The 19,222-nt window shown below is 70.0% G+C and carries 19 protein-coding genes; 9 read left to right on the forward strand and 10 right to left on the reverse strand.

Annotated features, from left to right (window positions below; genetic code table 11):
* Positions 1 to 2: 2 nt before the first annotated feature.
* Positions 3 to 380 (reverse strand): hypothetical protein, encoded by a 378-nt coding sequence (locus tag ACSGDB_RS05620; protein ID WP_434993468.1) that lies wholly within the window; start codon positions 378 to 380, stop codon positions 3 to 5.
* A 147-nt stretch (positions 381 to 527) separates the two neighbouring features.
* Between ACSGDB_RS05620 and ACSGDB_RS05625 the strand changes: the two genes are divergently transcribed.
* Positions 528 to 1,016: a YajQ family cyclic di-GMP-binding protein gene (locus ACSGDB_RS05625; protein ID WP_434993469.1), complete on the forward strand. Its 489-nt coding sequence runs from the start codon at positions 528 to 530 to the stop codon at positions 1,014 to 1,016.
* 69 nt (positions 1,017 to 1,085) lie between these two features.
* On the opposite strand, the gene htpX is transcribed toward ACSGDB_RS05625, so the two are convergent.
* The 3 genes from htpX to ACSGDB_RS05640 form a co-directional block, all read right to left on the reverse strand.
* Complete coding sequence (gene htpX / locus ACSGDB_RS05630) at positions 1,086 to 1,967, reverse strand: zinc metalloprotease HtpX (RefSeq protein ID WP_434993470.1); 882 nt, start codon at positions 1,965 to 1,967, stop codon at positions 1,086 to 1,088.
* Positions 1,968 to 2,087: 120 nt separating this feature from the next.
* Positions 2,088 to 3,374 (reverse strand): MFS transporter, encoded by a 1,287-nt coding sequence (locus ACSGDB_RS05635; RefSeq protein WP_434993471.1) that lies wholly within the window; start codon positions 3,372 to 3,374, stop codon positions 2,088 to 2,090.
* A gap of 54 nt (positions 3,375 to 3,428) precedes the next feature.
* Positions 3,429 to 4,133, reverse strand: a complete 705-nt coding sequence (locus tag ACSGDB_RS05640; protein ID WP_434993472.1) for an esterase/lipase family protein — start codon at positions 4,131 to 4,133, stop codon at positions 3,429 to 3,431.
* 92 nt (positions 4,134 to 4,225) lie between these two features.
* Here ACSGDB_RS05640 and ACSGDB_RS05645 point away from each other — a divergent pair, with 92 nt between their 5' ends.
* Positions 4,226 to 4,705: a Fur family transcriptional regulator gene (locus ACSGDB_RS05645; protein ID WP_434993473.1), complete on the forward strand. Its 480-nt coding sequence runs from the start codon at positions 4,226 to 4,228 to the stop codon at positions 4,703 to 4,705.
* A 7-nt stretch (positions 4,706 to 4,712) separates the two neighbouring features.
* Positions 4,713 to 6,200 carry a catalase gene (locus ACSGDB_RS05650; RefSeq protein ID WP_434993474.1) on the forward strand — a complete coding sequence of 496 codons (1,488 nt, stop codon included), beginning with the start codon at positions 4,713 to 4,715 and terminating at the stop codon, positions 6,198 to 6,200.
* Positions 6,201 to 6,325: 125 nt separating this feature from the next.
* Here ACSGDB_RS05650 and ACSGDB_RS05655 read toward each other — a convergent pair whose 3' ends face one another.
* The gene (locus tag ACSGDB_RS05655) at positions 6,326 to 7,276 is read right to left on the reverse strand and encodes an SDR family NAD(P)-dependent oxidoreductase (protein WP_434993475.1); all 951 of its coding nucleotides are present in this window, start codon (positions 7,274 to 7,276) and stop codon (positions 6,326 to 6,328) included.
* A 174-nt stretch (positions 7,277 to 7,450) separates the two neighbouring features.
* Between ACSGDB_RS05655 and ACSGDB_RS05660 the strand changes: the two genes are divergently transcribed.
* The 4 genes from ACSGDB_RS05660 to ACSGDB_RS05675 all read left to right on the forward strand — a co-directional run bounded on the left by ACSGDB_RS05660 (position 7,451) and on the right by ACSGDB_RS05675 (position 10,598).
* Positions 7,451 to 8,326: a helix-turn-helix transcriptional regulator gene (locus ACSGDB_RS05660; protein ID WP_434993476.1), complete on the forward strand. Its 876-nt coding sequence runs from the start codon at positions 7,451 to 7,453 to the stop codon at positions 8,324 to 8,326.
* A gap of 84 nt (positions 8,327 to 8,410) precedes the next feature.
* Positions 8,411 to 9,421: an adenosine deaminase gene (locus tag ACSGDB_RS05665; RefSeq protein WP_434993477.1), complete on the forward strand. Its 1,011-nt coding sequence runs from the start codon at positions 8,411 to 8,413 to the stop codon at positions 9,419 to 9,421.
* Between the two features lie 78 nt (positions 9,422 to 9,499).
* Positions 9,500 to 9,871, forward strand: coding sequence for a hypothetical protein (locus ACSGDB_RS05670; RefSeq protein ID WP_434993478.1), 372 nt, complete (start codon positions 9,500 to 9,502; stop codon positions 9,869 to 9,871).
* Between the two features lie 91 nt (positions 9,872 to 9,962).
* Entirely contained in the window at positions 9,963 to 10,598 is a 636-nt protein-coding gene (locus ACSGDB_RS05675) for a YitT family protein (protein ID WP_434993480.1), read from the forward strand.
* 57 nt (positions 10,599 to 10,655) lie between these two features.
* On the opposite strand, the gene ACSGDB_RS05680 is transcribed toward ACSGDB_RS05675, so the two are convergent.
* Together ACSGDB_RS05680 and ACSGDB_RS05685 are read right to left on the reverse strand one after the other, a co-directional pair.
* Complete coding sequence (locus ACSGDB_RS05680) at positions 10,656 to 13,205, reverse strand: MMPL family transporter (RefSeq protein WP_434993481.1); 2,550 nt, start codon at positions 13,203 to 13,205, stop codon at positions 10,656 to 10,658.
* A gap of 55 nt (positions 13,206 to 13,260) precedes the next feature.
* Entirely contained in the window at positions 13,261 to 13,911 is a 651-nt protein-coding gene (locus tag ACSGDB_RS05685; RefSeq protein ID WP_434993483.1) for a TetR family transcriptional regulator, read from the reverse strand.
* 87 nt (positions 13,912 to 13,998) lie between these two features.
* On the opposite strand from ACSGDB_RS05685, the gene ACSGDB_RS05690 reads away from it, so the two are divergent.
* A complete protein-coding gene (locus ACSGDB_RS05690; RefSeq protein ID WP_434993484.1) occupies positions 13,999 to 14,913 on the forward strand; it encodes a cation diffusion facilitator family transporter in 915 nt (304 codons plus the stop codon).
* A gap of 2 nt (positions 14,914 to 14,915) precedes the next feature.
* A complete protein-coding gene (locus ACSGDB_RS05695; RefSeq protein ID WP_434993567.1) occupies positions 14,916 to 15,227 on the forward strand; it encodes an ArsR/SmtB family transcription factor in 312 nt (103 codons plus the stop codon).
* Between the two features lie 60 nt (positions 15,228 to 15,287).
* On the opposite strand, the gene ACSGDB_RS05700 is transcribed toward ACSGDB_RS05695, so the two are convergent.
* From ACSGDB_RS05700 to ACSGDB_RS05710, 3 genes are all read right to left on the reverse strand, one after another.
* Positions 15,288 to 15,695: a DUF779 domain-containing protein gene (locus tag ACSGDB_RS05700; protein WP_434993486.1), complete on the reverse strand. Its 408-nt coding sequence runs from the start codon at positions 15,693 to 15,695 to the stop codon at positions 15,288 to 15,290.
* 8 nt (positions 15,696 to 15,703) lie between these two features.
* A complete protein-coding gene (exaC, locus tag ACSGDB_RS05705; protein ID WP_434993487.1) occupies positions 15,704 to 17,227 on the reverse strand; it encodes an acetaldehyde dehydrogenase ExaC in 1,524 nt (507 codons plus the stop codon).
* 132 nt (positions 17,228 to 17,359) lie between these two features.
* On the reverse strand, positions 17,360 to 19,216 hold the full coding sequence (locus tag ACSGDB_RS05710; protein ID WP_434993489.1) for a peptidoglycan DD-metalloendopeptidase family protein: 1,857 nt from the start codon (positions 19,214 to 19,216) through the stop codon (positions 17,360 to 17,362).
* Positions 19,217 to 19,222: the final 6 nt, after the last annotated feature.

Genomic DNA, 19,222 nt, shown 5'->3' on the forward strand with positions numbered 1-19,222 from the left:
CGCTACAGGCCCGCGGCCACCCGGCGCTCGATCTGCGCGTAGAAGCCGGCGGCCTGCTCCGGTGTGACCAGGCGCAGCAGGACGGCGTTGTCGAGGTCCGCCCGGACGCCCGCCAGCCGCTCCTGCTCCGACGTGACCGGCACCTCGCTCGCCGCGGCACCCCCTGGCGCAGTGTCCCCCGATGCCGGCGCCGCCCCGAGGAGGAGATCGGGCGCATCGCCGTCCGTGCTGTCCACCGGAGTGATCACCGACGGCGGGACGGCGAGCGCCGGCGCCGCGGTCAATCCGGTCAGCGATGCGGCTGTGGCTGCCGCGAGGAAGGACCCGGCGACTGCCCGGTTGAGCTCGACGCGGTGGCGGCGGCGCTGCGACTCGGTCATGGGGATACTCCTTCGGGTGCGGGAACTCATCACCACGATGCCAGCCGACCGTGTGTCCGCCCCCTGCGCTGCCTGAGCGCCCGCTGTGAAGCACGGGGGTTGCGGATAGGCTGGAGGGCAAGGAACCCAACCACCCGAGGAGGCATCGTGGCGAGTGAATCCACGTTCGACGTCGTGAGCAAAGTCGACAAGCAGGAGGTCGCCAACGCGCTCAACCAGGCGCAGAAGGAGATCGCACAGCGGTACGACTTCAAGGGGGTCGGCGCGGAGGTGGACTTCAGCGGCGAGAAGATCCTCATGAAGGCGAACTCGGAGGAGCGGGTCCTCGCGGTGCTCGACGTCCTGCAGTCGAAGATGATCAAGCGCGGCATCTCCCTGAAGTCCCTCGACACCGGTGAGCCCTTCCCTTCGGGCAAGGAGTTCCGCCTCGAGACCTCCATCAAGGAGGGCATCGCCCAGGACGTCGCGAAGAAGATCAACAAGCTGATCCGCGACGAGGGCCCCAAGGGCGTCAAGTCGCAGATCCAGGGCGACGAGCTGCGCGTCAGCTCGAAGTCCCGCGACGATCTGCAGGCCACCATGGCGCTGCTCAAGAACTTCGACGAGGCCGACCTGCAGTTCGTGAACATGCGCTGACACCCGCGATCAGCACGGACGACGGCGGCCCCACCTGCGGAAGGTGGGGCCGCCGTCGTCGGTAGGTGCCTACCGGCTCAGCGGCCGGCCGGCCATACCCTCGAGGCGCGCGATTCGCTGATCCATGGGCGGGTGCGTGGCGAACAGCTTGCCCACCCCGCCGCCCTTGAACGGATTCGCGATCATCAGGTGCGAGGTGTTGACGAGGCGCTGGTCCTGCGGCATCGGGGCCCGCTGCGTTCCGCTCTCGAGCTTGCGCAGGGCGGAGGCGAGCGCCAGCGGGTCGTCGGTCAGGATGGCGCCGTCCTCGTCGGCGTCGTACTCCCGGGTGCGGCCGATCGCGGTCTGGATGAGCCCCGCCGCCAGCGGTGCCAGGAAGGCGAGCAGCAGCGCCGCGATGGGGTTGCCGCCCTGGTTACGGTTGCCGCCCATGATGCCGGCGAACGCGAACATCTGCGCCACCGACGTGATGACGCCGGCGACGGCGGCGGCGATGGACCCGGTGAGGATGTCCCGGTTGTAGACGTGCATGAGCTCGTGCCCCAGCACACCGCGCAGTTCACGCTCGTTGAGCAGCTGCAGGATGCCCTGTGTGCAGCACACGGCGGCGTTCTCCGGGTTGCGACCGGTCGCGAAGGCGTTGGGGGCCATGGTCGGCGAGACGTAGAGCCGCGGCATGGGCTTGTTCGCCCGCGCGCTGAGCTCCCGGACGATCCGGTACATGGCCGGCGCCTGCTGCTCCGTCACCTCGACCGCGCGCATGCTGCGGATGGCGATCTTGTCGCTGTTCCAGTAGCTGTACGCGACCGAGCCGACGCCGAGCAGGGCGAACAGCCAGATGAACATGGAGCTGCCGGTCGCCCCGGCGATGACCGCGCCAAAGACGAGGAATATCCCCATCAGGGCGCCGAACAGCAGCGCCGTCTTCGCACCGTTGAAATGGTTGTGCACTGCTCTCTCTCCTTGCGCCGTGGAGGCCGTGGCGATCACCAGTAGAACGCGGGTGGCGGGTGGCCTGTTCCGTTCATCGTACGGGCCGGTACTGCGAGCCGGCAGGGAGGAAGCGCAGGGTCAGGGCTGCGGATGACGTGCGTCGTACTGCGCGAAGCGGGGCTGCCAGCGGGCGACGGCGAGCACCAGCACCGCGCACGCGATGCCGCCGACGACGGCGGTCCACCCCTCCCCCAGCCATGCCGCCTGGCCACCGGCCACCATGTCGCCGAGGCGCGGTCCGCCCGCGACGACGACGATGAACACGCCCTGGAGCCGCCCGCGCATCGCGTCCGGTGTCGCCGACTGGAGGATCGTGTTGCGGAAGACGCTGCTGATCGAATCGGCAATGCCCGCGAGGACGAGGCACGCGGCGGCGGGCAGGACCCACCCGGAGATCTCACCCTCGCCTGCTGCTGGTTGGCCGGTCGCGGTGGCCATGACGACGACGAGGCCGAACCCGGCGACGGAGGCACCCCATCCGACGATCGACCAGATGACGGCCTGGCCCTGGCGGTGGATGTGCCCGAGCGGGCCGGAGAACAGCCCGGCCAGCACCGAGCCGAAGGCGCCGGAGGCCAGCAGGATGCCGACGGTCAGCTCACCGCCGCCGATGAGCACCGCTCCCACGGCCGGCAGGAGTGCGCGCGGCTGCGCCGTGATCATGGCGATGAGGTCCAGGATGAAGGTCATGCGGATGTTCGGTCGCGTGCCCAGGAAGCGGAACCCCTCGAGCACGGTCGCGAGGCCGGCGCGCCGCACGGGACCCTCCGGAGGCAGCGGCGGCAGCCGGTACAGGGCCCAGAGCGCGAAGGTGAAGGTCACGACGTCGACCGTGTACGTCCAGGCGTAGCCCACCTGCGCCACGAGGACGCCCGCGAGCAGCGGACCCACGGTGAAGGCCAGGCCGAAGGTGATCATGCTCAGGGCGTTGGCGGCAGGCAGCAGCGCCGGACGGACCAGGCGCGGGATGATGGAACTCCGTGTGGGCTGGTTGATGCCCGCGGCTCCGGACTGGACGGCGATCAGTCCGTAGAGCAGCCCGACGCTGTCCACGCCGAGCCATGCCTGGAGGGCGATGGCCGCGGTGGTTGCCCACAGTGCGAGCCCGGAGAGCAGCGCGACCGTGCGGCGGTCCTGCGCGTCGGCGATGGCTCCGCCGTAGAGGCCCGCGACCACCAGGGGCACGAGGGCGAAGAGGCTGAGCAGCCCGACGCTGAGGGTGGACTGCGTGAGGGAGTAGATCTGCAGGCTCACGGCCACGATGGTGAGCTGCGTGCCGATCGCGGAGAGCGCGGTGCCGATATACAACCTGCGGAAGGCCGGGCTCTCCTTCAGCGGGGTGATGTCGGCGAGGAGTCTGGGCACGGCCAAAGTCTAGCCGCGGATTGATTCGCTCCGGCAACGGTCGGGCGAGGTTGCTCAGGCCGTGCCGGCGTCTCCCGCGGCGATCGCCTGCTCGATCTCCTGCAGGACGCGCTTGTCCGCGATGGGCCGGAAGTGGCCCATCGTGTCGAGCTGCACGTTGCGGGCCCCGTCCACGAAGCTGCCGCCCGGGATGTGCGGATCGAACCGGCTGTAGATCGAGGTGATGCGCGCGTTCAGGGAGAATTCGGCGCGGAGCCTCTGCAGCGTGCGGTCGAAGGGCGAGAACGCCCTGATGCTGGGCAGCAGGAAGAAGGCCGCGTAGATGGACCCGGAGAACGGCGTGTTGATGGCCACGAGGCGGTCGACGCGCGGGGCCACGCCGGACATGGTCAGGAGGAACTTGCCGATCAGGCCGCCCTTGCTGTGCGCGACGATGACCACGTCGGTGAGTTCGTGCTGCTTGAGATGCTCGGCGGCGAGATGCGCCATGTCCTCTATGGTGCCGCGGTTGTAGCCCATCCTCTGCACCACGTGGACCGCATGCCCCGCCTGGTGCAGGTGGTGGGCGATCGGGCGCATGAACTGCCAGGTCTCGTAGATCCCGGGAAGGAGCAGGACGGGCGCCTTGCCTTCCGGCGCCCCCGGCGCCGGTGTCCGGTACTGCTCGGGATCGGACCGCAGCAGGAACCCGTGCGCCTGCCAGAAGGCCACATAGGCATAGTCCAGTGTCCAGGCCCAGCCGCGCGAGAAGAGGTTCACCTCGTCAACGGTACCGACTGCACCGGCCCCGTGGGACGCAAGTTAGTTGCGCCTTATTATGAGCGATTCAGATTTACTGGTTCACTGAAGCAATGACGCAGACGACGGAGGTGACCCGCGAGGCCCGGTGGTCGGCTGCCCTGCACGCGCATCACCGTCGCGTGACACGCCAGCGCCTGGCCGTCCTCGCCGCCGTCGAGGAGTCGCCGCACGCCACTGCGGACGACACCGCAATCGCCGTGCGCGCCGAGCTGCCCCACATCACCGTGCAGTCGGTGTACGTGATCCTCGCCGACCTCACCGGCATCGGCCTGCTGCGCCGCATCGAGACCCCGCACTCCCCCGCCCGCTACGAGACCCGCGTGGACGACAACCACCATCATGCGGTCTGCACCGGCTGCGGGCGGATCGAGGACGTCGACTGCGCCGTCGGGCACGCACCGTGCCTCACCCCCGAATGGTCGCCGGGCGCCTCCCGGATGACCATCCAGATCGCCGAGGTCCTCTACCAGGGCCTTTGCGACGACTGCCGCCCGGCAGCCCCCCGATCCCCATCCCCCCACCAGGAATAGGAGCACCATGTCCGCGAACTTCAGCACCACGCAGTCCGGCGCCCCCGTCATCGACGACAGCAACTCGTCCGTCCTCGGCCGCGACGGCGCCATCCCGCTGACCGACCACTATCTCGTCGAGAAGCTGGCGCAGTTCAACCGTGAGCGCGTCCCCGAGCGCGTGGTCCACGCCAAGGGCGGCGGGGCGTTCGGCGTCTTCGAGACCACCGAGGACGTCAGCATGTACACGCGTGCCGCGCTCTTCCAGAAGGGCGCGACGACGGAGACGCTCCTGCGTTTCTCCTCGGTGGCCGGCGAGCAGGGCTCGCCCGACACCTGGCGGGACCCGCGCGGCTTCGCCCTGAAGTTCTACACCTCCGAGGGCAACTACGACCTCGTGGGCAACAACACCCCGGTGTTCTTCATCCGCGACGGCATCAAGTTCCCCGACTTCATCCACTCGCAGAAGCGCCTGCCCGGGACCAACCTCCGCGACGCCGACATGCAGTGGGACTTCTGGACCCTGAGCCCCGAGTCCGCGCACCAGGTCACCTGGCTGATGGGCGACCGTGGGCTGCCGAACTCCTGGCGCACCATGAACGGGTACGGCTCCCACACCTACATGTGGATCAACGAGCTGAACGAGAAGTTCTGGGTCAAGTACCACTTCAAGTCCAACCAGGGCCACGAGGTCCTGACGGTCGACGAGGCGGAAGCGCTCGCCGGGTCCGACGCCGACCACCACCTGCGCGACCTCTCGGAGAACATCGCCAAGGGGAACCACCCCAGCTGGGACCTCAAGGTCCAGATCATGCCGTACGACGACGCGAAGACGTACCGCTTCAACCCGTTCGACCTCACGAAGGTGTGGCCGCAGGGCGACTACCCGCTCATCCCGGTCGGCAGGCTCACACTGAACCGCAACCCGGAGAACTACTTCGCGCAGATCGAGCAGGCCACCTTCGCGCCGTCGAACTTCGTGCCCGGCATCGCCGCGAGCCCGGACCGCATGCTGCAGGCGCGCATCTTCTCGTACGCGGACGCGCACCGCTACCGCGTGGGAACCAACCACGCGCAGCTGCCCGTGAACATGCCGAAGAACGAGGTACGCAACTACTCGAAGGACGGCGCGGCGCGCTACCACTTCAACGCGGCCTCCACCCCGGTCTACGCACCGAACTCGGTGGGCGGCCCCGCCGCCGATCCGGCGCAGTACGGCGCCCACGGCGGCTGGGAGAACGACGGCGACCTCGTGTACGCGGCGCACTCGCTGCATGCCGAGGACGACGACTTCGGCCAGGCCGGGACGCTCTACCGCGAGGTGTTCGACGACGCCCAGCGTGCACGGTTCCTCGAGACCATCACGGGCGCGGTCGGCGGCGTGCAGAGCGACGAGATCCGCGCGCGTGCCATCCAGTACTGGGCCAATGTCGATGCCGACCTCGGCGCGAAGCTCGCCGCGAACCTCGGCAGCGGCGAGACGCCGGCCACCGAATCCGAAGCGGCGCTCTACTAGGCGCTCCGGCACCACCTGAGGAGGGCGGACCCGCACGGGTCCGCCCTCCTCCGTATGTAGCCGGTCGCCGTCCGGCGCTCGTGATCGCGAGTGCACGGGATCCAGGGTGTCCGCCACTGCCTGGGCTAGCGGCGAGCCCCATCCAGCAGTTCCTGCGTCACGTCCCACAGACGCTCGGCGTTGGCCGGATCGAGGGCGTACGAACGCACACCGTGCACACCGTCGACGATATCGGGCACCATCTCCGCTTCACCGCAATCCTCGAGATACCGTCCGCCGATGCCCTCGAGCAGGGGTGACGTTGCGGCGAAGACCGATGTCGCGGCGCCCTGCCCGGGGGTCTTCACGGTGAGTTCGCCCGCCGCCGTCCGGGCCTTCATCGCAGTGAGGACCTCCGGGTCCCAGTGCCGCTGCAGGTTCGTCCAGATCCCGCCGGGCATGACGGCGTTCGCCGTGATCCGGTCCTTGGCCCACCGGCGGGTCGCCTCGACAGCGAACAATACGTTCGCCGTCTTCGACTGCCCGTAGGCCGCACCGGCGTCATAGGTCCTGCGCTCGAAGAAGAGATCGTCGTAGACGATGTCCGAGCTACCGTGTCCGCTGGAACTCAACGAGATGATCCGCGCCCCATCGGCTTCCACGAGGGCGTCGTGGAGGCCGATCGCCAGAGCGGCATGGCCGAGGTGATTGGTCGCGAACTGCAGTTCCCACCCGAGCGCTGTCCGCAGCTCGGGCGTCATCATGATGCCCGCGTTGTTGACCAGGACATGCAGGGGCGCCGACCATGAATCAGCGAATCGGTCGACGGAACCGAGATCGGCGAGGTCCAGCGCGCGGACCTGCACGAGGGCCCCGGGGACGCTCCGGACGATGTCCTCCGCAACGCGCCGCCCGGCGTCGACGTCACGCACCGCGATGGTCACGGTCGCCCCGGCATGCGCCAGGGCCCGGACGGTCTCGACGCCGATGCCGGATGCACCGCCGCTCACGACGGCGTTCCGTCCCGACAGGTCACATCCCTCCACGACCTCGAGAGCCGTGCTTGTCGCAGTGAAGGGGGAGACGATCGTCGTCATAGGGTGCTCCTGGCGTCGCGTGCGGGAAGGTCGAGTCTCATGCCGACCGCGTCGGGAGAGCTGCTCGATGTCATGGTCCAGTTTCAGGCGGGCTACGGCGTGCGGACCAGAGCGCAACCAACCGGGGTATGGCAGGGCCACCCCGGAACCAGTGATGCGACCTAGGGTGGGTGCATGCCAGTAGACCGCGCCCCGCTCGGGGCCTTCCTTCGCTCACGTCGCGACGGGCTCACGCCGGCGGAGGCCGGGATGCAGGCCTTCCCCGGGCCGCGCCGGGTCCCAGGACTGCGCAAGGAGGAGCTGGCCGTACTCGCAGGCGTGAGCTCCGATTACTACAGCAGGCTCGAGCAGGGCCGGCAGGCGAACATCTCACGCAGCGTGCTGGAGGCGCTGGCGCGGGCGCTGCGACTCGATGAGGTGGAACGCACGCATTTGTTCGCCCTGGCAGACCCGGCCGTGGCCCGGCACCCCAGGGCGTGGACGCCCCAGCAAGCCGATGCCGGACTGCTCCGCCTCATGACAGCCCTCGACCATGTCCCGGCACTGATCCTCGGGCGACGCGCCGAAGTGCTCGCCACCAATGGGCTGCTCACCGCGGTGCTGCGGGACCTGCCGCCATCGACGTCCCTCGTGCGGTTCATGTTCTTCGACCCCCTGGCACGCAAGCGCATCGTCAACTGGGAGCATTTCGCCGCCACCACCATGGCCGCGCTGCGCGGGGAACTGGGACGCCACCCGGAGGATGGGCGGCTGGTGGCCATGATCGACGAACTGCGGACGAGGGACCCGGACGCAGCGCGCTGGTGGGCGGATCACGGGGTCCGCGATTACGCCTCAGCGCCCAAGCGCATCCGCCACCCGGTGGTCGGCGAGCTGTCCTTCGATATCGAGACGGTCACACCTGCACGAACCAGCGAGCAGGTCCTGATCGTCTACACCGCCCAGCCGGACTCCGCGACGGCACGCACCCTGCCGTTCCTCGCCAGCTGGAGCGCGCAGCAGCCTGCCCTGCGTGAGCAGCCGCACCGTTCGAACCCGTTCGATGGATGACGCCCGGCGCACCCAGGATCGCCCTGGCCGACCGACGGACACGACCGGGTCGTCATCGGCGCGAAGGCCTCCTAGGCTGGAGCCATGCCGCCACTGCCCTGCGCCGAACTGCACCTGCACATCGAGGGGACCCTCGAACCGGAGCTGATCTTCGCGCTCGCGGCACGGAACGGCATCGACCTCCCCTACGCCGACCCCGCGGACCTCGCGGCGCGATACGCGTTCACCGACCTGCAGTCCTTCCTCGATCTCTACTACGCGAACATGGACGTGCTGCGCACGGAGCAGGACTTCACGGACATGACCCGGGCGTACCTGCGGCGGGCTGCCGCGGCCGGGGTCCGCCACGCGGAGATCATGATGGACCCGCAGGCGCACCTGGCACGCGGAGTGTCCCTCGCGACGTGCGTCAACGGCGTCGCCGCGGCCCTGTCCACGAGCGAGGCCGACGTCGGCATCAGCACGTCCCTGATCGCTGCGTTCCTGCGCGACCGTCCTGCGGCGGAGGCGCTCGAGGTGCTGCGCGACCTCCTCGCGATGGACGCCCCGATCATCGGGATCGGCCTCGACTCGGCAGAGCTCGGGTACCCGCCGTCGCTCTTCAGGGAGGTGTACGACCTCGCCCGGGACGCCGGACTGAAGTGCGTCGCCCATGCGGGCGAGGAGGGGCCGCCCGCCTACCTCTGGGAGGCCCTCGACGTCCTGGCGGTGGACCGCATCGATCACGGGATCCGCTGCCTCGAGGACGATGCCCTCGTGGAACGGCTCGTCGAGGACCAGGTGCCGCTGACCGTGTGCCCGCTCTCGAACGTGCGGCTGCGCGCCGTCGACGCCATCGGCGACCATCCCCTGCCGGAGATGCTCGCGCGGGGCCTGAACGTGTCCGTGCACTCGGATGATCCGGCCTACTTCGGCGGCTACCTCGACGACAACGTGGCAGCACTGGTTGACGCCTGCGGCCTGGGCATCGACGACCGCGCGCGGCTCGCAAGCAACTCGGTCCGGTCGGCGTTCGTCGGCGAGGACCGGCGCAGGGAGCTCCTGACGGAGATCGAGGCATGGCGGCTTTCCGCCCACGCCCCGCGCGCCGGATAGGCGTCGGCTCCGCCCGCAGTGGGAGACTGCACTGGACAGGCCCCGCACCGGCGGGCGCCGACCGAGGGAGGCTCCGCCGTGGCTGACTTCACCATCACCGACGACGCGGGCATCCTGGAGGTCCTCTGGCGACCCGGGGTCCGGATCGGTCCCGCGGAGCTCGACGTCCTCGCGAACACGATCACGCACTTCCCCCGCTGGCATGCCTCGCCGGTGCTCGTGCACCTGGACCTCGTCCGGCACATCACGCAGCCGGCGCGACGGATGCTCATCGCTTACCACCATGCCGGGCCGATCGGGCTGACTGGTCGCGACCCCGTGGACCGGGTCCTCGCGGCGTTCATCGTCCAGTCGCGCAGCCGGACACGCTACTTCACGGAGCGCGGGGAGGCCCGCGCCTGGCTGTCCTCCCTCGGGGCGGCCGGCGGGCGGCCCGTCCCCGCCCGCTAGGGCCGGTACCCGGGCGCAGCATCCTGTGCCCTTGTTCACATCGGCGTCCCTCAGTGCGGAGGGCCGCACCCGCCGGTGATAACTTGCCGCCATGGATACCATGACAACCCCTGCCCGGGCCGGCACCGACACAGCCCTCCGGCATTCGATGCCGGAGGACGTCCTGGGGATGGTCACGGGAACGTTCACGGTGTCCCTCGGCCTGTTCCTGCTCACCACGAGCGGCGCGGTCACCGGCGGGACGGCGGGCCTCGCCCTGCTCCTGAGCTACGCGGGCCCTCTGTCCTTCAGTGCCCTGTTCCTTCTGGTGAACGTCCCCTTCTTCGCCCTCGCCGTGTGGAAGAAGGGCTGGGACTTCACGCTGCGCACCGTGGTGGCCGTGGCCCTCGTGTCGGGGCTGGCCGCCGTGCACCCGTTGGCGCTCGGCGCCCTGACCGTCCACCCTCTCTACGCGGTGCTCGGCGGGAACCTGCTGGCCGGCGTGGGCCTGCTGATCCTCTTCCGCCATCGCGCGAGTCTCGGCGGCTTCAACATCCTCGCCCTCATCCTGCAGGAGCGGCTCGGCTGGCGTGCCGGCTACGTGCAGATGGCACTCGACACGACGGTGATCCTCGGGGCGTTGACCGTCGTCGAACCGGCCGGCGTCCTGCTCTCCGCCGTCGGTGCCGTGGTGCTGAACCTCGTGGTGGCGCTGAACCACCGGCCCGGGCGGTACCTCGGCGTCTGAGCGGCTCCGGGCGGGGTCGGCGCCTCGCCCGCCGGCGCCTCCCCGCCTCGCCGGGCGTCAGGCCGGAGCCGGAACGGTCTCCTTCTTCTCCTCGCGCAGGAGCCGCGCTCCTTCGACGTCGACGTCCGGCAGGATCTTCCCGAGCCACGCCGGGAGCCACCAGGCATGCCGGCCCAGCAGGTACATGGCGGCCGGGACGAGGGTCATGCGGACCACGAAGGCGTCGAGCAGCACTCCGAAGGCCAGCCCGAACCCGATGGGCCGCACCATGGCCAGGTGGGAGAACACGAACCCGGCGAACACGGAGACCATGATGATCGCGGCGGCCGTCACCACACGCGCGCCGTGGCTGAAGCCGATGCGCACCGCGGCCTTCGGGTCGTCCCCGTGGACGTACGCCTCCCGCATCCCGGACACCAGGAACATCTGGTAGTCCATCGCGAGGCCGAAGAGCACCCCGATCAGGATGATGGGCAGGAAGCTCAGGATCGGCCCGGGATTCGTGACCCCGAAGACGTCGCCGAGCCACCCCCACTGGTAGATGGCCACCGTCGCACCGAAGCTCGCGAGCAGGGAGAGCAGGAACCCGGCAGTGGCGATGATGGGGACCAGGATGGAGCGGAACACCAGCAGGAGCAGGATCAGGGACAGCCCGACGACGATGGTGAGATATACCGGTAGCGCCTCCATGAGCTTGGCGGAGACGTCGATGTTCGCCGCGGTCTGGCCGGTCACGGCGATGGCGACGCCCGTCCGGTCCTCGAACTCGTCCGTCGCTCCCCGGAGGTCGCGCACCAGGTTCTCGGTGCCCTCGCTGGCCGGGCCCTCCTCGGGGATGACCTGGAAGATGGCGGTGCGGCCGTCCTCGCTGACCGTCGCCGGCACGGACGCGGCGACGCCGGGGATCTCCCGCAGGCGGTCGTTGACGTCGAGCCTGAGCGTGGTGAGTTCCGCCTCGTCGGCGGTCGCGGGGAGGGACCCGACGACGATCAGCGGGCCGTTGGTCCCAGCCCCGAATTTGTCGCCGATGGTGCTGTACGCCTGGAACGCCGTGGAATCGGCCGGCTCGGTGCCGCCGTCGGGCAACCCGACGCGCAGCTGCGCCGCGGGGAGGGCGATGATGCCGAGCAGTGCCACGGCGGCGAGGACCGTCAGGACGGGTTTGCGGGTCACGAAGCCGCCCCAGCCCGCCCCCCTCGCCGCACGCTGGTCGGCCAGGACCGTGCTGTCCCCGGAGTCCAGGGGCTCGCCTGCGGAATGCTGGGCGGCGGCCCTCGCCCAGCGGCGCTTGGAGATCACGCGGCGCCCCATCACCGCGAGGAGTGCCGGGGTGAGGGTGAGCGCCACGAGGACGGACACCGCGACCGTGCCTGCGGCGGAGAGACCCATGACGGTCAGGAAGGGCAGCCCCGGCACGGCGAGCGCGGCGAGGGCCACGATCACCGTGATGCCCGCGAAGAGGACGGCGTTGCCGGCGGTGCCCGTGGCACGGGCGATCGACTCCTGGAGGTCCATGCCGTGCAGCAGCTGCGTCCGGTGCCGGTTCACGATGAACAGGCAGTAGTCGATGCCGACGGCGAGGCCGAGCATCAGGGCGAGGACCGGGGAGAGGCTGTTCATCTCGATGATCCCCGACAGGGCGAAGGTGATCCCCACGCCCACCCCCACACCGACGATGGCCATGAGCAGCGGCAGCCCGGCGGCGACGAGGGTGCCGAGCATCAGGACGAGGACGATCGCGGCGACGGCCAGGCCGACGATCTCAGCCGCCCCGACGATCCCGGAGACGTCCTCGACGATCTCCTTGCTGTACTCGACCGTCACTCCTGCCGATTCCGCACCGGCGGCTCTCTCCTGCACCTCCGCGCGCAGTTCCGGCGAGACCGCGTTGATCTGCTGGTCGAACTGCACACTGGCGACGCCGGTGGAGCCGTCCTCGGAGACCAGCCGCACCCCTGAGGTGGCCTCGAGCTGTCGCTCCGCGAGTTCGAGCTCGGCGCGCCCGGATTCGAGCTGCTCCCGCCCGGACTCCAGTTCGGTGCGGCTGGCATCCAGCTGCGCCTGACCCTGCTCGAGCTGCTGGGCGGTGGCCGCGGCCTGGGCGGCCGGGAGCTGCGCCCGGGCCTGTTCGAACTGCGCCCGCTGCTCATCGAGCTGCTGCTGGCCCTGCGCGAGCTGGTCCTCGCCGGCGCTCAGCTGCTGCTCGCTGGCATCGAGTTCGGCGCGCCCCGCCTCGAGCTCCTCGCCGCCGGACGCGACCTGGTTAGCGACGTCGAAGGGGTCGACGACGCTGCGCACGCCGTCGAGCGCCGCGATGTCCGCCAGCGCCGACTGGACGCCCTCGCGCTGCGCGGGCGTGAACGCGGCGCCGTCGTCGGAGGTGAACACCACGGTGCCGGTGCCGCCGACCGCCTCCGGCAGCTCGTCCCGCAGCCGGTCGGAGATCCGCTGCGACTCTGTGCCGGGGATGGTGAAGTTGTTGGTGAGCGTCCCGGAGAAGGCGACGGCGGCGGCGCCGACCGCCAGCATGATGGCGAGCCATGCGGAGACGACCCACCACCGCCTCCGGAACGCGAAGGAACCGAGCCGGTAGAGGAGGAAAGCCATCGAGGAGTCCTAGCAGGAAGGGAGCGGAAGGGGTTCGTTCAGGGAAAGGGCAGGATCAGTCCCGAAGGACGGGACCGCTGGGGTGCTGGGAGAAGCCGTCGCGGAGCATTGTCAGCGCTGCGAGGATGCGCTCCTCGAGCTCCTGCCCGGGGTCGCCGGCGGAGTCGGAGGTCATGGCGGCCCAGTCGCGCATCGCCGCCTTGGTGCAGGACAGCACGCTCCCCACGAGGGCCGTGAGGTAGAGCTCGGAGGTCCCGGCTCCGAGACGACGGCGCAGCGCCACGACGACCCGCGCCTCGGCGCGCTCCCACGCGTGCAGCTGCGCCCGCAGGAGGTCCGGGTTGCTCCCCGCCATGCGGAAGAGCGCCCCGTGCTGCGAGAGGCCCTCCATCCGCGTGGTCTCGGTGAACGCGCGGATGATGGAGTCGAAAAGGGGCTCGTCCTGCGGCATCCGCCCGAAGACCTCCAACGCCAGGTCGAGGAATCCGTCCGTTCGGACGGTCAGGGCGTCCTCGGCGCTGGGGAAGTAGTTGAAGAACGTGCGGCGGGACACCCCGGCGCGCCCCGCGATCTGGTCGACGGTGAATGCGCCCGGCCCCACGGTCAGCGCGAGGTCGAAGGCCGCATCCGCGATTGCCCGCCGGGTGTCGATCTTGTTCTGCTCACGGCGACCCAGGGGCAGCTCGTCGTCGGTGGTGTCCAGCACCGAACCAGCGTAGGCGAATTCTTGCACAGTGTGCAACAAGAGGCCGGCCTCGGGCGCACGGTTCACGGACGGATGTACTATCGGGGCATGGGTCACCACCACCACTCGTCACCGGGCACCGACCGGCGCGGCCCGCTGGCCGGCGCACTGTCCATCACGCTCGGCGTCTTCGTCCTCCAGATCGTCGGGGCACTGTGGACGGGGAGCCTCGCGCTCCTGTTCGACTCCGTGCACGTCCTGACCGACGCCGCCGGTCTGGCCATGGCGCTCGGCGCCGCCACGCTCTCGGTCCGGCCCACGTCGGCACGACGCTCCTGGGGTTTCCGCCGGGCGGAGGTCATCGCCGCACTGCTGCAGGCGGCGTTCCTGCTCGCCGTCGGAACCTACGTCCTGGTCGAGGGGGTACGGCGCCTCATCACGCCGACGGACGTCGCCGCGCCGGAGATGATCGTCTTCGGCGTGATCGGGCTCGCCGGCAACCTCGCCGCACTCGGGCTGCTGGCGCGGCACCGGACCGCGAGCTTCAACCTGCGGGCCGCGTTCCTCGAGGTGCTCAACGACGCCCTGGGCTCGGTGGCCGTCATCGTGGCCGCGGTGATCATCACGTTGACGGGGTGGATGCGGGCGGACGCCGTCGTGGCCATGCTGATCGGCGCACTGATCATCCCCCGGACGCTGAGGCTGCTGCGGGAGACCATCGACGTCCTGCTCGAATCCACCCCCGCCGGCATCGACCTCGAGGAGGTCCGCACCCACATCGCGCGCCTGCCCCACGTCCGCGACGTCCATGACCTGCACATCACGCAGATCGCCACCGGGCTGCCGGTCCTCACCGCGCACATCGTCGTCGACGACGACTGCTACCGGGACGGCTCCGCGCACGCCGTGCTCGACCAGCTCCAGGAGTGCGTCGCCGAGCACTTCGACGTCAGCATCGACCACTGCACCTTCCAGATCGAGCCACTGGGCCACGTCCGCCACGAGACGGAGCTGACCCACTGATGCTGCAGACCCTGACCTCGACGTCGGTCCTCGACCGCGTGGGTACCGCCCTGTCCGATCCGACCCGCGTGCGCATCCTCGTGGCCCTGCGGGATGCTCCGGCGTACCCCACCGAACTGGCGGGACTGCTCGGGGTCAGCCGTCAGAGCCTGTCCAACCACCTGTCCTGCCTGCGGGGCTGCGGTCTCGTCGTGTCGGTCCCCGAGGGCAGGCGCTCCCGCTACGAACTCGTGGACCCGAAGCTCGGACACGCCCTCACGGACCTCCTCGGCATCGTCCTCGCCGTGGACCCCGACCACCACGGGCACCGCTGACACCGGGCGCGTCCGCAGAAAGGGCCCGGCGCATCGTCTGCGCCGGGCCCTGGCCCTGCTCTAGCCCATCAGCCGCGAGCGGATGAGGAAACGCTTGCCCTCCGGCGCCTCCACGGAGAAGCCGCTCCCCCGCCCCTGGACGACGTCGACCGTCAGGTGCGTGTGGCGCCAGTACTCGAACTGCTCACGCGACATCCAGAACTCGATGAGCCGCCCGCCCTCCCCGGCTTCCGTGGGGGCAGCCTCCGAGATGTCCAGGACGCCGAGCAGCACGTCCGCCTCCGCCGTGATGAACTCGCCGGCCGGGTAGCACATCGGCGACGAGCCGTCGCAGCACCCCCCGGACTGGTGGAACATCAGCGGGCCGTGGACGAGCCACAGCTTGCTCAGCAGTTCCACGGCGGCGTCGGTGAGCGCCACCCGCGAGGTGGTCTCACCGGGGATCGTCACGGAAGCCTCGACGGTCATGGCAGCTCCTAGAAGAATCCGAGCTTGGACTCGGAGTAGCTGACCAGCAGGTTCTTGGTCTGCTGGTAGTGGTCGAGCATCATGGCGTGGTTCTCGCGGCCGATGCCCGAGGACTTGTAGCCGCCGAACGCCGCTCCTGCCGGGTAGGCGTGGTAGTTGTTCACCCACACCCGTCCCGCCTGGATCTCGCGCCCCGCACGGTACGCCACGTTCCCGTTCCGCGACCACACTCCTGCACCCAGCCCGTAGAGGGTGTCGTTGGCGATCTCGAGGGCCTCCGCGTAGTCCTCGAACCGCGTCACCGAGACCACCGGGCCGAAGATCTCCTCCTGGAACACCCGCATGCTGTTGGTGCCCTCGAAGACGGTGGGCTTCACGTAGTAGCCCTCGGCGAGGTCGCCGCCGAGGATGTTCCGCTCCCCGCCGGTGAGGACCTTCGCGCCCTCCTGCTTGCCGATGTCCATGTAGGAGAGGATCTTCTCGAGCTGGTCGTTGGAGGCCTGCGCCCCCACCTGCGTGTCGGTGTCCAGCGGGTTGCCCTGCACCATCTTCTCCACGCGGGCGATGGCGTCGGCCATGAAGGAGTCGTAGATGGAGCCCTGCACGAGCGCGCGGGACGGGCAGGTGCAGACCTCGCCCTGGTTCAGGGCGAAGAGGGCGAAGCCCTCGAGCGCCTTGTCGTAGAAGGCGTCGTTGTCGTCCGCGACGTCGGAGAAGAAGATGTTCGGGCTCTTCCCGCCGAGCTCGAGCGTGACCGGGATGAGGTTCTGGCTCGCGTACTGGCTGATCAGGCGACCCGTGGTCGTCTCGCCGGTGAAGGCGATCTTGCGGATCCTCTTGCTCGAGGCGAGGGGCTTGCCGGCCTCCACGCCGAAGCCGTTGACGACGTTGATGACGCCGGCCGGCAGGAGGTCGCTGATCAGTTCCATCAGCACGAGGATCGACGACGGCGTCTGCTCGGCGGGCTTGAGCACGACGGCGTTGCCGGCGGCGATCGCGGGGGCGAGCTTCCACGTCGCCATGAGGATGGGGAAGTTCCAGGGGATGATCTGCCCGACGACGCCGAGCGGCTCGCGGAAGTGGTAGGCCGTCATGTCCTCGTCGAGCTGGGACAGCTGGCCCTCCTGCGCCCGGATGGCGGCGGCGAAGTACCGGAAGTGGTCGATCGCGAGGGGGATGTCAGCGGCGAGGGTCTCCCGCACGGGCTTGCCGTTGTCCCAGGTGTCGGCGACCGCGAGCATCTCGAGGTTCTCCTCCATGCGGTCCGCGATGCGGTTCAGCACCTGGGCCCGATCGGCGGCGGAGGTCCTGCCCCAGGACGGGGCCGCCTTGTGGGCTGCGTCCAGCGCCAGTTCGATGTCCTCGGCGGTACCCCGCGCCACCTCGCAGAAGGCCTTGCCCGTCACCGGGGAGATGTTCTCGAAATACTGGCCCTTGATGGGGGGAACCCACTCCCCACCGATCCAGTTCTCGTACCTCGGCTTGAAACTGACCTTCGATCCATCCTGGCCAGGCTGGGCGTAAACAGTCATCGTCGAACTCCTTGAACTCCGTGGGTGCAGGACGTCGTCGTCCCTGAAGCACACAGTAGGAGCGCGAAGGTTGCATCGACGTTGCATGCGTCCCGACGGCGACCCGGCTCCGTCGGTCACTGCACCGGCGCGTCAGCCCTTCCCGTTCGTGGCCGCCTCGTCCTCGGCGGGCCGGGCGGGTGCGGCCGGATCGGGCACAGGAGCAGGGGCGGGCTCCGCCGGTGCTTCGGGGTCGTCACAGGACGGGGCGTCGGTGGGCTCGTCGGCGGGTGTCGGCGCGGTTCCGTCCTCGGCACCCGGCTCCACACCCGTCTCGGAGCCCTCCGCCGGCGTCGAGTCCGCTGGTGCGGTCGCTGGTTCCGTCACCGGCTCGGCGGCACCTGCGGTCGCCTCCGGCTGTGCGGCGGGATCGGCACCCTCGGCAGGCTCCGCCGTGTCCGGGTCCTCGGGCGTCGACGGATCCGTGTCGCACGAGGCGTCGGGGTCCGTGGGACCGGGCGTCGGGGTCGGAACGGGAACAGGCGCAGGCTCGGCCGGCTTCGTCGGTGTGGGCTCGGCAGGCTTGGCCGGCGCGGCCGGCTTCGTCGGCGCGGAATCGACCGGCTCGGCAGGCTTCGTCGGCGTGGACTCGACTGGCTCGGCCGGCTTCGTCGGCGTGGACTCGACCGGCTCGGCCGGCTTCGTCGGCGTGGACTCGACCGGCTCGGCAGGCTTGGTCGACGTGGACTCGGCAGGCTTCGTCGGCGTGGACTCGACCTGCTTGGTCGGCGTGGACTCGGCAGGCTTCGTCGGCGTGGACTCGACTTGCTTGGTCGGCTCGGCCGGCTTCGTGGGCTCGGCCGGCTTCGTCGGCGTGGGCTTGACCGGCTTGGTCGGCTCGGCTGTCTTCGTCGGCGCAGGCTCGGCCGATTTCGTCGGTTCCTCGACAGTCTTCTCAGCAGGCTTGCCAACCGGCTTGTCGGCCGGCTTCTCCGTGGGCTGTGCAATCGGCTTGTCGGCAGGCTTCCGGACCGGCGGGGCCGCAGGGGCAGGCTTGCCGACCGACGAGCCCGCCGAAGGAGCGGGGCGCGGCGCCGGAGCGACGTGTCCTGTCGCAATGCTTCCGGCCGCTCCGGCCGCATCGCCCGCGACGGCGTTCCCGTTCCACGGGAGCGCATCGAGCGGGAGACCTCCATACGCCCCCTGGTCGGACCGGGTGGTGGACTGGGCCCACGCCGGGATGTCCGCTGCACCGGCGCCCTCGGGGCTGTAGTCCGTGAACACGCCGACGCTCCTACCGTGGTGCGTGGGCGCCATCTTCCACCGGGTGGGGTCCACGTGTTCCCCGTCGAGGATCGTCTCGAAGTGCAGGTGGCAGCCGGTCGAGGAGCCCGTGGTCCCGAGCTCCGCGATCGGGTCTCCTCCGTTGACGGCGTCCCCCTTCTGCACGGAGATTCCCTGGAGGTGGTTGTAGCTCGTGATCAGGCCGTTGCCGTGGTCGATCTCGACGCGATTGCCCCCGCCCCACGCATGCCAGCCCACGGCCCGTACCGTGCCGGCGTCCGCAGCGTAGACGAGGGTGCCGCAGGGGGCCGCGTAGTCCTGGCCCGTATGGAACTCGCCGGCTTCCCCGGAGATGGGGCTGGTCCGGTGGCCGAAGGAGGAGCTGGGCACGAGTTCGGCGAGCGGGGCGAAGAGGGTGCCCGCAACCGGTCGCCGCACGGCGGACGTCGTCGAGAGCGCGGGGCCGGCCGCGTCGCCGCCGGCGGTCTTCGGGACGGCGAGGGGCGAACGACCGGGAGTCAGGGCGCCCAGGGGATCGAGCGCCTCCATGGGCATCAGCAGCGACGGGCCCACGAGGCCGGTCGGCGACAGGGCGTCGGCCCCGGGCCGGGCGACGGTGGAGGCCGACAACGAACCGGAGGAGATCGCGGACGCGGCCTCCCAGGACTGCGGTACGAAGCCCTGGAAACCGACGAAGCAGACCACGATCGCCACGCTGGCATGCATGGTGGT

Origin of the sequence: Arthrobacter sp. Ld5 (genome assembly GCF_051172775.1) — a bacterium.
In the GTDB taxonomy this organism is placed as follows: Bacteria; Actinomycetota; Actinomycetes; order Actinomycetales; family Micrococcaceae; genus Arthrobacter_D.

Excerpts from the sequence above, each read along its gene's own strand:
- ACSGDB_RS05620 (WP_434993468.1), bottom strand. The coding sequence starts at position 380 with ATGACCGAGTCGCAGCGCCGCCGCCACCGCGTCGAGCTCAACCGGGCA.
- ACSGDB_RS05645 (WP_434993473.1), top strand. The coding sequence starts at position 4,226 with ATGACGCAGACGACGGAGGTGACCCGCGAGGCCCGGTGGTCGGCTGCC.
- ACSGDB_RS05650 (WP_434993474.1), top strand. The coding sequence starts at position 4,713 with ATGTCCGCGAACTTCAGCACCACGCAGTCCGGCGCCCCCGTCATCGAC.
- ACSGDB_RS05655 (WP_434993475.1), bottom strand. The coding sequence starts at position 7,276 with ATGACGACGATCGTCTCCCCCTTCACTGCGACAAGCACGGCTCTCGAG.
- ACSGDB_RS05660 (WP_434993476.1), top strand. The coding sequence starts at position 7,451 with ATGCCAGTAGACCGCGCCCCGCTCGGGGCCTTCCTTCGCTCACGTCGC.
- ACSGDB_RS05665 (WP_434993477.1), top strand. The coding sequence starts at position 8,411 with ATGCCGCCACTGCCCTGCGCCGAACTGCACCTGCACATCGAGGGGACC.
- ACSGDB_RS05675 (WP_434993480.1), top strand. The coding sequence starts at position 9,963 with ATGGATACCATGACAACCCCTGCCCGGGCCGGCACCGACACAGCCCTC.
- ACSGDB_RS05680 (WP_434993481.1), bottom strand. The coding sequence starts at position 13,205 with ATGGCTTTCCTCCTCTACCGGCTCGGTTCCTTCGCGTTCCGGAGGCGG.
- ACSGDB_RS05690 (WP_434993484.1), top strand. The coding sequence starts at position 13,999 with ATGGGTCACCACCACCACTCGTCACCGGGCACCGACCGGCGCGGCCCG.
- ACSGDB_RS05700 (WP_434993486.1), bottom strand. The coding sequence starts at position 15,695 with ATGACCGTCGAGGCTTCCGTGACGATCCCCGGTGAGACCACCTCGCGG.
- exaC (WP_434993487.1), bottom strand. The coding sequence starts at position 17,227 with ATGACTGTTTACGCCCAGCCTGGCCAGGATGGATCGAAGGTCAGTTTC.
- ACSGDB_RS05710 (WP_434993489.1), bottom strand. The coding sequence starts at position 19,216 with ATGCATGCCAGCGTGGCGATCGTGGTCTGCTTCGTCGGTTTCCAGGGC.